This window comes from Winogradskyella eckloniae, from assembly GCF_013249045.1.
In the GTDB taxonomy this organism is placed as follows: Bacteria; Bacteroidota; Bacteroidia; order Flavobacteriales; family Flavobacteriaceae; genus Winogradskyella; species Winogradskyella eckloniae.
Window position 1 is genome coordinate 1 of the sequence record NZ_JABRWP010000002.1, and the last position, 15,730, is coordinate 15,730.

Annotated in this window: 13 protein-coding genes; 1 reads left to right on the top strand and 12 read right to left on the bottom strand. The window is 31.7% G+C overall.

The annotated features are described in order from the left end of the window. Positions 1–137 precede the first annotated feature (137 nt). The 9 genes from HNV08_RS02985 to xerA form a co-directional block, all read right to left on the bottom strand. Positions 138–1,247, bottom strand: a complete 1,110-nt coding sequence (locus HNV08_RS02985; protein ID WP_173279650.1) for a hypothetical protein — start codon at positions 1,245–1,247, stop codon at positions 138–140. Between the two features lie 160 nt (positions 1,248–1,407). Then, the gene (locus tag HNV08_RS02990) at positions 1,408–2,403 is read right to left on the bottom strand and encodes a S41 family peptidase (protein ID WP_173279651.1); all 996 of its coding nucleotides are present in this window, start codon (positions 2,401–2,403) and stop codon (positions 1,408–1,410) included. Between the two features lie 166 nt (positions 2,404–2,569). Then, positions 2,570–3,220, bottom strand: a complete 651-nt coding sequence (locus HNV08_RS02995; RefSeq protein WP_194241968.1) for a hypothetical protein — start codon at positions 3,218–3,220, stop codon at positions 2,570–2,572. Positions 3,221–3,366: 146 nt separating this feature from the next. Beyond that, positions 3,367–3,795 (bottom strand): hypothetical protein, encoded by a 429-nt coding sequence (locus HNV08_RS03000; RefSeq protein WP_241697166.1) that lies wholly within the window; start codon positions 3,793–3,795, stop codon positions 3,367–3,369. An 866-nt stretch (positions 3,796–4,661) separates the two neighbouring features. Continuing rightward, entirely contained in the window at positions 4,662–5,171 is a 510-nt protein-coding gene (locus tag HNV08_RS03005) for a hypothetical protein (protein WP_173279652.1), read from the bottom strand. Between the two features lie 158 nt (positions 5,172–5,329). Then, positions 5,330–6,079, bottom strand: a complete 750-nt coding sequence (locus HNV08_RS03010) for a hypothetical protein (protein WP_173279653.1) — start codon at positions 6,077–6,079, stop codon at positions 5,330–5,332. Between the two features lie 116 nt (positions 6,080–6,195). Beyond that, positions 6,196–6,870 carry an immunity protein Imm33 domain-containing protein gene (locus HNV08_RS03015; protein ID WP_173279654.1) on the bottom strand — a complete coding sequence of 225 codons (675 nt, stop codon included), beginning with the start codon at positions 6,868–6,870 and terminating at the stop codon, positions 6,196–6,198. Between the two features lie 887 nt (positions 6,871–7,757). Next, positions 7,758–8,402: a hypothetical protein gene (locus HNV08_RS03020; protein WP_173279655.1), complete on the bottom strand. Its 645-nt coding sequence runs from the start codon at positions 8,400–8,402 to the stop codon at positions 7,758–7,760. Between the two features lie 61 nt (positions 8,403–8,463). After that, positions 8,464–9,591, bottom strand: coding sequence for a site-specific tyrosine recombinase/integron integrase (gene xerA, locus HNV08_RS03025; RefSeq protein WP_173279656.1), 1,128 nt, complete (start codon positions 9,589–9,591; stop codon positions 8,464–8,466). A gap of 102 nt (positions 9,592–9,693) precedes the next feature. Here xerA and HNV08_RS03030 point away from each other — a divergent pair, with 102 nt between their 5' ends. Continuing rightward, positions 9,694–10,071, top strand: a complete 378-nt coding sequence (locus tag HNV08_RS03030) for a hypothetical protein (protein WP_173279657.1) — start codon at positions 9,694–9,696, stop codon at positions 10,069–10,071. Positions 10,072–10,414: 343 nt separating this feature from the next. On the opposite strand, the gene HNV08_RS03035 is transcribed toward HNV08_RS03030, so the two are convergent. The 3 genes from HNV08_RS03035 to HNV08_RS03045 form a co-directional block, all read right to left on the bottom strand. Beyond that, positions 10,415–10,933 carry a ferritin gene (locus tag HNV08_RS03035; RefSeq protein WP_173279658.1) on the bottom strand — a complete coding sequence of 173 codons (519 nt, stop codon included), beginning with the start codon at positions 10,931–10,933 and terminating at the stop codon, positions 10,415–10,417. Positions 10,934–11,129: 196 nt separating this feature from the next. Further along, on the bottom strand, positions 11,130–13,538 hold the full coding sequence (locus tag HNV08_RS03040; protein WP_173279659.1) for a hypothetical protein: 2,409 nt from the start codon (positions 13,536–13,538) through the stop codon (positions 11,130–11,132). 62 nt (positions 13,539–13,600) lie between these two features. Beyond that, positions 13,601–15,718 (bottom strand): Tex family protein, encoded by a 2,118-nt coding sequence (locus HNV08_RS03045; protein ID WP_173279660.1) that lies wholly within the window; start codon positions 15,716–15,718, stop codon positions 13,601–13,603. Positions 15,719–15,730: the final 12 nt, after the last annotated feature.

A 15,730-nucleotide genomic window follows, 5' to 3' on the forward strand; every position in this document is an offset into this window, starting at 1 on the left:
GTAATAAGCTATTAAAACAAGCCTTTGCTATTGCTAAATCTGGATTAATATATGATGATACTTATAGAAGTACTTTAGTGAAAAATTAATGAGTTTTTACTTGTTTTTTACCACAGTACTTTGTTGTGGGTAGTACTTTATGCTTTTGGTTCGTCTTTTTCTTTAATTTCATACTTTTCAATTAGTTTAACTCTATCCTCTTTCGGCAATTCTTTTAATGCTCTTCGATTACTTATTGAGCTTAATCTAATTTCTTCAGCATCATCTTCAAGTTCCTCGTATTCTTCAGGACCAGCAAGTAATTTTATATCATTTCCTTTCACTATGTGCTCTGATAGAATATCTGCAACATCTTTTACTTTTACTTTGATAGCTGTTCCGTCAATTGCATTGTCTTCTTTTTTTGCTAATTTATGTTGCTCTAAAACTTTGGCTTCAATTGCTTTATGAATATTTTCAAGCATTGCGTCTTCTCTTTTCTTTTCTTGAGCAATTAGTACTTTATTCCCAAAATAAGTTGCTATTATATCTTTCGCTTTTGATTTGTATAGTAGATATCCACCAAAGACCTTAAAACCTAATTTTATTAATTCTACTAAATCTACAGCAATATCAAAATCTATATTTACTAAAACATCAATTGAGCCATTTTGAACTTCAACAATCTCTATGTCTTTTGGTGGTTCACTTGACAAAAGTTGATGATAAATCAGTAGAGTCCTGTTCCATTTATTTAAGACTCTTGAAAATTCTTTTAGACTGGTTGTCGTTTTTAAGTCTTTAAAAATTAATGAAATGACTGCGTTTTCTTCTGAATTAATCTCCTGTTGTTCAAAGTCTGCATAATTTTGAAAAATAGTCTTAAGTCGATTGAGTTCCGTATGATTTGCCTCAATTTGAGTTTGAAGAGTATTTAGTAAACTATTTAATTTGCTAAAATATTGAGCAGTTGCTAATTCGCTGTCATTCAGGATTTCATTTAATTTTTCTAAATGGTCTGTTTCCGTAAATGGTCTTCTTGAATCAGTTGGAAGTACAGATTCCAAAGCTTCTGGTAAATCCGATTCATAAATCATAATTAGATACGATTCAATTTTTTTTGCAATATCTTGAAAAAGTTGAAGATTCTGCCTGTTTTGTTGTGGTGCAATACTTTCCTTAAATCCTGTAACGTCTCTTTTAAATCCGCTGTCAATTATAAGTTTTTCAAAAAGTTTAATTTTTTCTAATAAGGATTGTATGTTCATAAATGTTCGTTTTTCGTATTACCCACAACGTGTGCGTGTATGGTTAGTGGTGTGTTTAAGCACGTAATTTAGCAAATAAAAACCGAATAGAAAATCCGCGAGGATTTTCGTAAGTAGGCGAGAACCAGCCATTAATTATACACGGTGTTATGTAGCGTTTTTATTTTTTTTCGTTTATCCATTCAATTGCTTTTTGAATTACTAAATCGCTTTGTTTTCCAATTGAATTGTAATCAAACTCTACGATTTCGTCAGGTTCAATTTCAGCTCCAAATATTATTCCTTTTCTATCTGCATAAATTGAAGTAGTTAATAAAATCATAGAACCATCGCTTAAATCAAAATTTTGATTTCCAGTGGATACTCCATAAGTTTTTGTTCCAAAACTTTTAGTCTTTTCTTTATTATGAAAAGCTGTTACAACTACTTCTCCAGAACTTCCTGTTTTTGAACCAGTCAAAACTGCAATTGGTTTAGTATTGTCATAAAGTTCATATGGTTGATGGCTAACTTTTGTAATCGTAAACTCATTAATTCCAGATTCTCCATTCTTATAGAACCAAGAGGATTTGTTTCCTTTTCTGTCAACGAAATAACCACAGATTCCATTTCCTAAAATCGGTCCAATTCCAGTCAACATTGGCCAACAATTTCCGCCTGTATTCTCTCTCAAGTCTAAAATCCAACCTTTAATATTTTTATTATCAATAGATTTAATTTTATTCTGTAAGCTGTCAGCATATTTTTGAATCGAAATAGAATCTCCGCTACTAAATCCATCCATTTTTATATACCCATAATTATCTTTTAATAATTTTCCTGAAAAAGTAATTAGCTTAATTTCTTCAGTAGATTTACTTGTCGATTTCCAATTTTTCACTTGTTCTTTTGACATAAAGAAACTATGATTATCTCCTAACTCTCTTAAAATTGATTGAACTATTGGATAACATTCTTCAATTGTATTTGTATTGGATAATTTAGAAAGAGCATTGTGTTTTATGGTTTTGAAATCAACGGAATCTCTGTTAATTGAGTTTTTTTCAACTATTTCTAAAACTTCATTTAAGTATTTTTTTGGGGTCAATACTTTTTCTTTCGAACTCGAACAGTTTGAAGTTATTGCAAGTAAGAAAATTATTAATAAATGTCTCATAGTTGGCTGGTTCGTCAAATGCTACATAACGTGTTTGTGTATGGTTAGTTGCGTGGTTTAGCAACTAAGTTAACAAACTTTTACGGACCAGAGAAAATTCCGCAGGAATTTTCGCAAGTAAGCACGTAAAAAGCAATTAATTATACACGGTGTTGTGGTGTCGTACTTATTTTTTATCCTCTATTAATTCAATTTCGTCTATTTCTTTCGGTGGTGGCGGTGGTGGTGGAATATCAAATTTTTCATTCAGCCATATTTTCAACACAACGCTGTCCGTTAATTTTTCATATTCATTAAGTACTCTTTCCAATGTTTTTGGAAGTCGTTCCATATTATTGTTGTCGTAAGAAATGAAAATCATTAGCTTTTCAGGACTAACGCTCCAAGATGGAATTTTACCATTGTTTTCAAAGTCTTTTTTCAGAACACTTGTTAAACTATCTAATGGATAAAAAAATCTGTCTGATTTACTAATCGTATCATTATGTATTTGAATTGTATTTTTTTGCTTAATTAAAATACAACCTATTCCTTCCCAACAAGGATTCCTCAAATAAACCCTTTTTATAATGCTATCGTTGTCAAAAGTTATTTTTGGAAGACTATCATTGCAAACAATTTGTTCAGTCCGTTCGAGTAATTCGTTCCAGTTATTAAATTCGTTTAATTTTAATTCAACCGCAATGCTGTCACTTTCATTCTCGTAAAGACCGAAATCTTTTTCGATTTTTTTTATAGGTTTTTGTTCCGCATTTTGACAGCCAAAAATGCACAAAATCAATATAATTAAAGACGATATTTTAATGTTAGTTACCATTTTCTCGTATGCACCACAACGTGTTTGTATATGGTTTGTTGCGTGGTTTAAGCAACTAAGTTAACAAATAAAAACTGAATAGAAAATCCGCGAGGATTTTCGTAAGTAGGCTAGAACCAAGCAATAAATTATATACGGTGTTGTGGTTAGTTTTTTTCAGTTATTGGAATTCCATAAGGACCATTTTCAGATGTTGATTTTGAGTAAGATTTTCGGTTTTTTAAATCCATAATCAGAAAATCAATTCCGTTTAGTTTTATACTTATTTCGTTTCCGTTCCAATCAATTTCTATGTCCTTATTTTCAATTTCTCGTTGGATAGAGAATTCATTCGAATACCTTTTCATTAATGGCGCAGAAATAGCGTTATTGATATAGTTTTTTATTTCTTTACTTGACTCAACAAGAGTTCCACGAGAGCATATAAATCCGTCAAATTCAATTCCGATACTTTCCTCCGAATGTTTCAAGACATAAGCCCAAATAGAATGGTCATCTCCTTCGACAATGACCTCTCGATTTTGTTCTTCATTTATTTTTGATAAATAGATTTCGTTCATTTTAGACTTCTTCATTTGTTTTACCATAAATGTGGTTTTGCAAAATAAATCCAACTACACCATAAAGTCCATAAGCAACTGAATAAAATTCCGAATATGAAAAATAATATTCGGAACCTTTTAATTCCGACTCTGTTTTTCAGGTAATACCAGTCAAATAATTCCAATAAAATTCCTAGTGAATAAAAAATATTTGCTCCAATTCCCCAAATCAAAATTCCGATTGTGTCGTCTACTGTCCAAGAGTATTCTCCTCTTGAAAGTCCATCGTAAATTCCAAAAATTCCGAAAAGTCCAACAGCAACATTATAAATCCATCTTTTGGATTCCCACCATTTTATGTTCGATTTTAATTGTTCTATCGTCATTTTTTAAATTAACCACAACGGTTCGTGTATAATACGTTGCGTGGTTAAGCAACTAATTTAGCAAACTTTTGCGAACCAGAGAAAATTCCAGCGGAATTTTCGTGAGTAGTCAATACCAAGCAATGGATTATATACCTTGTTAGCAGCAGTTTTTTTTAGAATAAAGAGTTAGATTGGTCACAGAGATTAAAAGTCCTGCGTAGTGAGGCAAATAGGCTTTAATAAACTCACAACTCACGAATTACTCGGACGAGGAACCTGTCCTGCGTGAGAATTGGGAATTTTTGGTTTCCAATTATGGTTTATCTGACTTAAAAATCTAAAAAAAAATCGCGAAAAAAGGAAGCTGGTAAATTTTGAGTGGCTATTGCTGCTAACGTGTTTGTGTATGGTTAGTTGCGTTGTTAAGCAACTAAGTTAGCAAACTTTTAAGAACCCGTGAAAATTCCGCAGGAATTTTCGCAAGTAGGCACTAAAAAAGCAATTAATTATACACAGTGTTGTAGCACGTTTTTATTTTTTGTTATTCCACTCGTCATTTTCTTTCCAAATACTTTCTTCGTCTATTATATCAAAACGATATTTATTCAGATTGTCAATCAGATGAGTAAAATCAGATGATTCATCAATTTTATACTTGAAAAAATCCGCATCAACAAACTGTGTTAAAATATCATCATCTTTATCGATACAATCTTTAATCTTCGTTTTTAATTCGGTCAGTTTATAAGTTCCTATTTGTTTCCAATTCAGAGTTACATCAAATGATGGATTGTAAATTGTTTTCGCTAAGAATCTATTCCACTTGGTGTTTTTAAATTTGTCAGTTTTCTGTTCCAAATTCAAGATATTCATTTCGCTTGAGTACATTTCAGCGTCATCTTTACCTAGAATCAAACTATTCGCACTTGTTCTGTTAAAGAATTTAATCGTTTCTCCATTAATAATTTCAATTCCTTTGTTTTTGTAAATACAAATTAAGGGAAGTTCAGGCTGTTCAGATGTTTGATTTGTGTTTGTCATGCGAAATGTGCTACAACGGTCTCGGCTATGAGTAGTTGCGTGGGTTTGCGGTTAACTTTGCAAGTACACACCAAACTGAAAATCCGCGAGGATTTTCAGAAGTAGGTGAGAACCAGCAATTACTTATAGCCATTGTTGTGTATAGTGCTTTTATTGTTTTAATTCCATTTAATCGGTTCAGTTTCTTTCAGTTTTGAAGCATAAAAATCAAGAGCGTCATTCAAATCCGAAAAGTAATCTCCATCTTTGTTTTCATCTGTTGATACATAATAATTTCCAAGTTCCTTTGGTTGTTCTTTGCTATGAAATATTGGAACAATATAAGTGTCAAGTGGCCAACATTCAGTTATAAATTCCTTTCTCGGACTAAATCTTAACCAATAATGACTTGTGAAAGGAAACAGTTCCTTAAATTCAGTATGCTTTTTTGCTCCGAGTATCATTTTCAAATACCTGTTTTTCCATTCCGTATTCTCCCAAAATTTCGTGTCATTAAAGAACATATTCTTGACTTTGTTCCAAGCTTTTTCGATATCTGAATTTGAGTTTTCAAAGTCAAAATTTTCATAGATTTCGAGTTCATTAAATTCGGATTTTATTTCGGAAATTGATTTTTGTTCTCCAACCCAAAAGTCAATTACTTCTGATAGTCTTTTTAAATCATTAAAAATTCCACGTGCGAAGCATTGTTCATAGTCTTGCTTTTTAGTCCGCTCAAATAGTACAATAGAAAAGTCCTTGTCAGTTTGAGCAAATTCCGCTCGAAAACTTCTTCCATATTTGTTGTAAAATGCATAACGATTTGGTAGAATTCCATCAATTGTTTTTGCCAATTTCACTTTGGAATTAGTCTCGGTTAAAATTCTTTGTATTTCTTTTGAAAAATGCATTTTGTCGGTTTCGGGCATTATACACAACCGTCTAGTGTATGAGTAGTAGCGGGTTTCTATTCACAAACCTTTCGGTTTTGTACTGACCTTTGTTTTATGTTTATACTTTCGTTTTATCGTTTAAACCGCTATTACTAATACACCGTGTTAGCAGCTTTTTGTTCCACATAACTTCCTTTTTTCGATTTTAGAAAATAATCTCCATTAACTACTTCTACTTCTCCTTTTTTAAATGATATAAAAGACTCTTTAGGAAAGAATAAGTATGGTAAAGAGAGTGGTTGCTTTAATACAATTTCATATAAAGATTTTACAGAAAGGTTTTTAGGATTATTATTGTCTATTTCCTCTTTTAGGCTTCCAATAAACCAACCAGAATCATTAGGATTATTTTTTGAAGGTTCGTATCTACTCATTATGAAAGGCTGTTTATCAAATTCAATTCCAACAATCGCTGTATCTTGTAGCTTCGCATATTCAGATTCTAAATTGAAACTTTCAACTGTAAACTTTTGCTCCTTAAAAACAAGGAATGTATTGGTTAAGTTTTTAGTCCAATTAAAAGGAATTAACTTATAATCTGGACCTTTGATGTGTAGAATATTTTTTTCTATCTGAAACTTTAACATAGAAAATCCAAATTGTAATGTCTCTTCGTTTTCTATCGTTTTTCCTTCTTCAACATACTTTTCTAACCAATCAAGCAAGTAATTTGTTAAGAGCTCAGGAATTGATTCTTCAACTTGAATTTGGACTGAATCAAAATTAATTGATTTAATTTCTTTGTTTATAATTTTAATCTTATTCATCTTAGTAGAAAATGATGGCTGTGATTTTCTTCATAATTGCTGCTAACGGTTCGTGTATAATACGTTGCGTGGTTAAGCAACTAAATTAGCAAACTTTTGCGAACCAGAGAAAATTCCAGCGGAATTTTCGTGAGTAGTTAATACCAAGCAATGGATTATATACCTTGTTAGCAGCAGTTTTTTTAGAATAAAGGGTTAGATTGGTCGCAGAGATTAAAAGTCCTGCGTAATGAGGCTCATAGGCTTTAATGAACTCGCAACGCACGAATTGATCGGACGAGGAACCTGTCCTGCGTGAGAATTAGGAATTTTTGGTTTCCAATTATGGTTTATCTGACTTAAAAATCTAAAAAAAATCGCGAAAAAAGGAAGCTAGCAAATTTTGAGTGCCTATTGCTGCTAACGCTCAGTGTATAATTGGTTGCGTGATTCGAGCAACTAATTTAGCAAATAAAACACGAACGGCAGAAAATCCACAGGATTTTCGCAAGTGAGCCAAAACTAGCAATTAATTATACATAATGTTAGCGCACGTTATTAAATTTTTCGGAAAGTTATGGTTTTTTAAAGAAAAAGTTATTCCATCTCGAGATTCAAACAGCATGAGTTGCTTGGGATTTTGATGAGTCCTTTTTATAAATTATATTATTCCAGAATTCAATCCTACGAATAGATTGCGCGCTGCTTTGGTCAGTCATATTTTTTAGGTTTAATACCCGTCAAAAAAAAGAGTTGTTTTTAGAGTAGATTGGCAAATGTGCGCTAACGTGTTTGTGTATGGTTAGTTGCGTGGTTAAGCAACTAATTTAGCAAATAAATCACAGATAGAATATTCCGCAGGAATGTTCGTAAGTCGGCAGTGACCAAGCAATTAATTATACACGGTGTTACCACACGTTTTTTATTTCAGTTTCTTTTAATTTTTTTACAATCCGAGTTCTTTCAATAATCTTGTCAATTCTATTTCGAAAATCTGCAGTGTTATCCAAATCCGTTTTTAATTTCTCAACTCTTCGCTTTAGTTCCTGTTCCCAATCACATTCTAAATTGTTTTCTAAAACGAGATTAAAATAATGTTCGGACTTTTTTGGTTCGTTATTCAGTCCACAAATAATTGCTCGATGGTAATTTCCCCAAAGACTATCGCTTGTATATTCGTGATTGAGTATTGTATTGGTTACAGTTCTTAAATCCGTTAATTTCTCACGTAATCCTAATGTGCGTTTTAAAGCTAATTCCACCAGAGAATTCATTTCATTCTCAAATTGCTCTTCATTCACAAAATCAATAAATTCAGATTCTCTATATCCAATGTCATATGAAAAATAGCTTTTCTCATACCAATGAAAATTAACACCAACATTTAAACAAGTTCCTCTTCTGTCTTTAAAAGGTTGAAATTCAATTCCAGTTGTAAACCAATATTGGTCATCCAGCCATTTTCGAGATTGTCCTTTGCGAACAATTCCGTGCTCCTTTAAAATTTTTCGAGTAACTTTATTTATTATTTTACTATGAATTGGTGTTGGCATTTCTCAAATGTGTGGTAACAATAGAATATAGTTATTAACTATATTCACATTATATATTGTACTAAGATAATAAATCTTTTATTTCCATAAAGGACCTATTGGCAACATGTGTGTATATTTCTGTCGTTTTCGTAGAACTGTGTCCTAATAATAACTGAATATGTCTTAAATCAGTGCCGTTTTCTAATAAATGAGTCGCAAAACTATGTCTAAGCATATGTGGCGTCACTTTTTTATGGAGTCCAGCCTTTTCTGCTGATGTCTTTACAATGCTTAAAATACTCGAAGCACTATATTGCTTACCATATTGCCCTTCAAAAAGATAAGTTTCTGGTCGGTATAACTTATAATAGGCCTGTAAATCTTTTAAAATTACCGGACTCAATACTGTGATTCTGTCTTTGTTTCCCTTTGCACTTTTTATAATAACAACCATGCGTTTACTATCAATATCGTTTACCTTTAGATGGATAAGCTCACTGCGTCTTAAGCCAGATGAATACAGCAAACCTACAATACACTTATGCTTTATGTTATTGGTGTGTGCTATTATAGCTAAGATCTCTTCTTTAGAAAGTACATTGGGTAACTGTTTGGTTTTCCGAGGGCGTTCTACACTATAAAATCGATTTGGCATGCCCAAAACAGTTTCGTAATAAAACTTAATACTGTTTATGGTTAAATTAATATAAGAGTTAGATTTTCCGGATTTTACTAAACATTGTATATAAGCTCTGATGTCTATTTCATTGATATCTATAAGGTCTTTGTCTTTGTAATAATTGGCGAAAGCTTCAAATCGCGATACATAATTACTTACCGTGTTGCTAGAATAGCGTTTTAGCTCTAATTTAAGCAAATACGATTCTGGACACGCTCTATAACCCTTTGCTAATTTTCTGTTTCTATAGTGGTCTAACTTAAGGGTTGGATTGTTTTCATTCACTACTTTTTCTGCAAAGAAATAATTGCCATTTACCCAAGCTATACGATAAAAAGTCTTAAATATAAGATCGAGATTAGAGCGGTTATTGGGTAAATAAAACAAGCCATAATCGTCACTCCAGGCCACATGTGGTAAACCTTCTACCAAGGCCTGAATAATTTTATCTGTATTAAACTGAAGGCCTATGCACTTGGTTTTGTTTATAAAAAGATGCTTTAAAGTAATACTCTTTTGTGGTTTCATGGACATGTTGTGGATTCGTATGTGCCAAACTACGCATCAAAAATGATTTAAGTGTGGTTTATACGTATAATTGTCGTATATTATTCGTTTAAATGAAAAAGGATGAGAATTCAAAAACAGTGCTTGTACTGCAATAAGGATCTAGTGGGTAGAACGGATAAAAAATACTGCGATCCGCAATGCAAAAGCGCATACCAATACCAAATTGCTAGCGATCAACCAACACGATTTTTTGATAAAGTAATGAATCAGTTAAAACTAAATCGTAAAATCCTAAAAGAGTATAACAAAGGCGGAAAAGTAACTGTAAGAGCGCATCTTTTAATAAATGAAGGCTTTAATCCTAAGTTTTTTACACACTATTGGAGAAACCAAAATGGAGACACCTATTTGTTTGTTTTTGAATACGGCTTTTTAAAACGAAAAGAAAACAATATAAACAAGTTTGTTTTAATTCAATGGCAAGATTATATGGTGTAAACGCAAATCTTTTTCGCACTAAGTAATGATAATAAATACGAAATCTAAACCTGAAGAATGCTTACATTAGCAATAGCAAGTTATGTTATGCCACCTTCTTTAACAAATCAAAACAAGGACATTTTTTACAACGTTTGTTTTCAGATTTCTTAAACTTTTTGCAACACTTAGATTTTACTTTGCCTAATGATGCAACACCAGAGGTTTCCAGAACTTTAATGCGTTCTTTCTTTAACGTTTTGTTTTTCTTCTTTTTGCCCATCTTTGAGTAATTAGCATAGCAATATGCTAAGAGACACGGCAAATGTAACTATTTATATTTAATCTAAATAAATTTTAACATTTATTCGGCAGGTGTTTCTGCAGCAGAGCTTACTGTAAGTTGCTGAATATCTCTATCAAACAAGTATAATCCGCCTTTGTCATCACCAATCATTTTTATTTTATCTAGGATGGTTCTTGCTGTAGCTTCCTCTTCAATCTGTTCTGCAACATACCATTGTAAGAAATTGTGGGTTGCATAGTCTTTTTCTTGTAATGAAATATGAACCAGTTCGTTAATACTTTCTGACACAAAAATTTCGTGTTCTAATAGTTTTTCAAACATGCCTTTAAAAGACTTAAAACTTACGTTTGGCGCTTTTAACTCAGAGATGTGCGCATGGCCACCACGTTCGTTAACAAATTTAATGAGCTTTAACATATGCATACGTTCTTCATCAGACTGATCGTACATAAAACTAGAAATACCTTCTAATCCTTTTACTTCTGCCCAAACGGCCATGGATAAATAGGTTTGTGATGATTCTGCCTCTATTCTTATTTGTTGATTTAGTGCTGCTTCTATGGATTTTGATAACATATCGTTCTGTTTTTATACAAAGATAAGTATACTAAAAAATAAAATTGACGATTTTAATTTAAATCGGTTTTAAACTACTTATTAAAATCTAATCATAAACCTGGATTTGGAACTAGGTCTCATTTTATCTGATTTTTTGTTATAAAATTAAAAATTAAACTAAAAAAGTATGTATCGATTTCTTTATAACATTAATTTAATTCAATGTAATTGTTTTCTCCTCACAGATAAGGGATCCGTCGCTAGCTATTCCTTCTATATATAGCGTTACAGGGACTTTTGGCTGAGCAAATTTTATTGATACACTACCTGTAGGGTCAAAATGTAGGTTGGGTTTCCAATCTATCGTTCCATAATACTTATAGAAATCTTTGTTTTGATATTGATACTTAGGTACATAATATGTTTTGTTTTCACTAAAAACTAAGGGCAGTTTAAATTCTTGAGTAGTTAGTTTGTTAGTGTTAGATTCTATTAATTTTGAATTTGTGTAAATTTTTATTGAACCATTTCCGCCTCGTATACCCTCACCAAAACCTGACTTGTTAATAACAACATAATCAATATCAAACATGGGATAATTATTTAACATGTTAGAACTGATAAGAGGAATGTCATTTAAGTAAATTAAAAGTGAAGGATCACTGTTTATCGTTGTTGGTATCCGGCTAACTACCACTAAACCATTTTCACTATCGGTTGCTCTTAAATTTGTTGTAGTATTTATAAATTGAGTTAAAGTATGAAAACGCCTTCTATCATTATCACTAAAAATGTATACTTTCCCCCAAGGTTTAGACTGTTGAATTTTTTCAATTCTGAGTTTTTCTTGATCTAATTTGGCATTAAGAACCACTTCTTTAAGTTGTTGCACTCTATCTGTTAAAATAACCTTGATTGGTTGTTTTAATCCTGCTTTAATATTGTATTCTGTTTTTGGATTTAAGATGTTTATGTTATCATTTAAAATAGGAATATTATTTGGAAAGGATTGAAGGTACAACTTGGCTGGTTTTAGTTGTCCATTCTTCTTTATTTTTGAAATAAGAATATCATCGTTTTCTGAGAAAAAATTATTTTCAATTGAAAAGAAGTCCCCCTTTTCTGAAAGCTCAACAAATAACGGTTGATGATTTGTTGTTTTGTGAATTAAATATTTGGCTCGTTCCTTTTTAGCTTCTGAATTAATGTTAACATTTAAAGTGATCCCTTGTTCAAATGGGTAAATAGTTGTTCCCTCATAATTAAATATTGTCCGCCAATCGTAACTGCTCCAACCTTGTGTTAATAAGAGGTTATCGAGTTCTAATTTTTTTGTTTCAGTGATTTCTGAAAAATAATATTTCGCATTTTCAACGGTACTTTTAAGATATGGTTGTAAATAATTATAAGATATAATGTTGTGATGCCTTTTATAAGATTTTGTGTCTTTTGGCAATATAGAAACACTTATATTGTTTTTTGTTGTAGTATCTAATATTTTATAGTTGATTTTTAATGAAATAGAATCTTCTTTAATTTGCTTAGAAATACTGTTAGATTTTGTGACGTCAATACCATTATAATTAAAAAATAATCGTTCGGATATTGCTTGGTTTTTTTCATTTATAATTGTAAAAATATTAATACCTGGAGGCAACTTTTTTAAGTTAAATGACTTCGTAATTGCTAAATTTTCAGTAAAAACATAATCACTCACTTGTATTTGATTACCATTATGAATAACTAATTTAAAAACCTTATTTTTTAAATAATCTATACTTTTGGTATTTGTATTCAAAGTAACAAAAACTTTATCTTTTCGACTTGCAACTGAAAGTGATATTCCTATGGGTTCTACTATTGTATTAAATTTAAAGTTAAATTCTTTATTCCGATAATTAATACTTATTTGATAGTCTTTACCTCTTTTTGGGATCAACATAAATTGACCAATTCCAAATTGATTTACTTTAAATGTGGTTATAACATTATCTTTTTCGTCAGTCACAATACCTTGAGCATTAGAAATACCATAACCTGAAGAGTCTTTTAAAACAACACCTACTTTGTTAATAACATCTTCTAGTAAATGACCGCCTTCTGGAAGGAACTGCGCATCAATGTTATTTTCCATCAACGAACTTGTAATATATTCCTCTTTTTCTGGGTCGATTATTCGTATGGATTCAGAGAAATGATTGTTTTCAGGAAAATTTCGCATCCAATTAGTGTATGCGTTAAATGTGTAATGACCTGAGGTAAATGTAGAATCTATAGGAAAAACACTTGAAGTTACCCCATCTACAACTTTTAGAAGCTCTTTTTTAATCACATTTTTATTGCTATCCTTAATAACAACATAAAGATTTGAAGTAAGATTAGATATTTGTTTAGTATTCTTGTCTAAAACGTAAGCCGAAAATCCAATACTTTCTCCTTTAATGTATGTTGATTTGTTTAAATGAACATAGGCAACCTCTCTTGGAGCTTTGATATACTCTACATATTTATCTCTTAGTATAGTAGCATCATTAACTTGTGCAGAAACAAGATCTAATGCACTTAAAAGAATAATTAACGTTAAAACAAAGATTCTAAGGGGTTTAAGGTAGGTTTTAATCATCACAAGTATTTTTTTTAAAGAATATAGGAAAAGTAATTAAATGTTATGTCAACATTATAAATTTATTTATGCAATTTTAACTGTATCCGTTTCCTACTCACATCAACCTCTAAAACCTTTACAATAATTTGTTGATGTAAATGCACATGCTCATTCACATCTTTTACAAAACTATCGGATAAATTAGACACATGGATTAAGCCACTTTCCTTTATACCAATATCTACAAAACAGCCAAAATTGGTAATGTTATTGACAATACCTGGCAATAATTGCCCTTCATGCAAATCCGTTATGGTTTTTATGTTTTGATTAAAAGTAAATGCCTTGGCCGTTTCTCTTATATCTAATCCTGGTTTTTCAAGCTCTTTTATAATATCTTTAAGCGTCAACAAACCAACACCTTCAGAGACATATTTTTTTAAATCTATATGTTGAAGAATGGCTTTATTACCAATTAAATCTTCAAGTGAAACACCCTCATCTTTTGCCATTTGTTTTACCATCGTGTAGCGCTCAGGATGCACAGCAGAATCATCCAATGGGTTTTTAGCGCCTTTTATTCTTAAAAAGGCTGCACTTTGCTCAAATGCTTTGCCGCCTAATCGTGGCACTTTTAATAAGTCTTTTCGCGATTTAAAAACACCATGTTCTGTTCTGTAATTAAAAATGTTTTCGGCTAATTTTGGGCCTATACCAGAAACATAACTTAATAAAGGTTGACTGGCAGAATTGATATTAACGCCAACCGCATTCACACAATGTTCTACAACGGTATCCAATTGCTTTTGAAGTTTAGTTTGGTCCACATCGTGCTGATATTGCCCAACTCCAATAGATTTGGCATCAATTTTTACCAATTCGGCCAAAGGATCTTGTAAGCGTCGTCCAATAGACACCGAACCTCTAACGGTTACATCATAATTAGGAAATTCATCGCGCGCAATTTTTGATGCCGAATAAATACTTGCACCTGCTTCACTGACTACAAATACCTGAATCTCATTTTTAAATTGAATTTTACGAATCAAGGCTTCCGTTTCTCTTGATGCTGTTCCGTTTCCTATAGCAATGGCTTCAATTTTATAAGCTTCTGCTAGACTAGAAATCTTTTTTATGGCGCCTATACTATCGTTTTTTGGCGCATGCGGATAAATGGTTTCGTTGTGCTTTAAATTGCCTTGCGCATCTAAACAAACCACTTTACAACCTGTTCTAAAACCAGGATCTATAGCGAGTACACGTTTTTCGCCAATTGGCGAACCTAATAATAATTGTTTTAGGTTTTTAGCAAAAACAGTAATGGCAGATGCATCTGCTTTTTCTTTAGCATTAGTTAAAGCTTCATTACTTAACGACGGAAAAAGTAAACGTTTATAAGCATCTGAAATGGCCAACTCTATTTGGTCTGCACAAGCATTATTACTGCGTATTATTTTATGATCAATACGTTCTAAAACTCTAATTTCATCAACTTCAATTTTCACACGAATATAACCTTCGCTTTCGGCTCTTAATATGGCTAGTAATCTGTGGGAAGGAATTCGGTTTAAACTTTCCGACCAATCAAAATAATCTCTAAATTTTTGTGCTTTGTCATCTGTAGATTTAGACTTAACAACTTTAGTGCTTATTTGAGCGCGACGTTCTAGTTCGTTGCGCAATATATTTCTAATATCAGTACGTTCATTGAGCCATTCGGCTATAATATGTCTGGCACCTTCTAAAGCCTCTTCTGTAGTTGAGACGTCGCCATTTACGTATTTATACGCAATAGATTCTATATCATTAGCATTTTGACTCATGATGATTTTAGCCAAAGATTCTAAACCATGTTTACGAGCCGTTTCTGCTTTTGTTTTTCGTTTTTTCTTAAAGGGTAGGTATAAATCTTCAAGCGTTATTAAATCTTGAGTTTTTGCGATTTTTTGTTTGAGGTCTTCCGTTAAAATAGCTTGTTCTTCTAAGGCTTTTAAAATTGCTAGTTTTCGTTTTTCTAAAGCTTCAAATTGCTCTTTAAACTTAACGATATTTCCAACTTGTACTTCGTCTAAATTCCCTGTGGTTTCTTTTCTATAGCGCGAAATAAATGGAATGGTGCAGTCTTGGTTTAAAAGTTCAACTGTATTTTTTATACTAATCTCAGATAATTGAGTGTTTAGGGCAATGTATTTTATCATTGTAAAATATAG